The following is a 935-nucleotide window of genomic DNA, read 5'->3' as shown; positions in this document are numbered from 1 at the left end:
TCTCTTGCCTTTTCGTTCGTGATCGTTCCCAAATACCAATCAGCGCTGTTTCTGTCTTTACGAACTGTTGTGATATATTCACCAATTTTTCCTTCCAATACTTTTGTGTCTTCCCAGTCTGTTGGAACATCTTTTAAGAATTGTAAAGCTGGTTTTCCTTCGTAATTTTCAGGCAAATCGGCCATCATCTGAATTGGAGCATAAATCGTTACATACAATGCCAATTGCTGTGCCGCCGTTCCGTGCACTCTTTTTCCAGGATATCCTTGTTTTACCTCAACATCAAAGATTCCCGGTGTAAAATCCATTGGTCCTGAAAGTAATCTGGTAAATGGAATAATCGTCAAGTGGTTTGGCGGATTTCCTTCACTCCACGCATTATACTCTTGTCCACGTGCCGCTTCTCTCGAAACCATGTTCGGGAAAGTTCTTCTTTCTCCGGTATCTTTTATCGATTCGTGATATAAAACTGCTAAATCATATTGCGCTGCTTTTTCTAAAATGTATCTGAAATAATTCACTCCAAATTGTCCGAAGTGCATTTCTTTCATGTTTAGTTTAGAACCTACGTGGCCAATTTTAACCGAATGGATTCCTAGTTTCTTGTACAACGCAAAACCTTCATCAACTTGTTTTAAGTAATTGATCAGGTTTGAACCCGTTTCGTGATAACCAATCAATTCAACGTCTTTTTTCTTTCCGTATTCCACCACTTTTTCTATGTCGAAATTGTCTGCACTTTTAGTGAAACTGAACATGTGCATATGGTTCTCATACCAGGCCGGTGTCCAGCCTTTGTTCCAGCCTTCGATCAATAGATGATGGAATCCTTCTTTTGCCGTAAAATCGATATATTCCTCGGCATGTTTGGTTGTAGCTCCCTGTTTTTCGCTTTCCCAAAAAGTATATTTTCCGATGTGCATTCCCCACCAGAT

Annotated in this window: 1 protein-coding gene; it reads right to left on the bottom strand. The window is 39.8% G+C overall.

Features of this window, described 5'->3' with window-relative positions:
* Positions 1-935: glycoside hydrolase family 97 catalytic domain-containing protein (locus tag AC6CH4_RS25890; RefSeq protein ID WP_498108207.1), on the bottom strand; the 935-nt coding region annotated here is incomplete at both ends.

This window comes from Flavobacterium sp. GQ95 (assembly GCF_059758655.1).
This window is presented reverse-complemented; position numbering and strand designations above follow the sequence as displayed.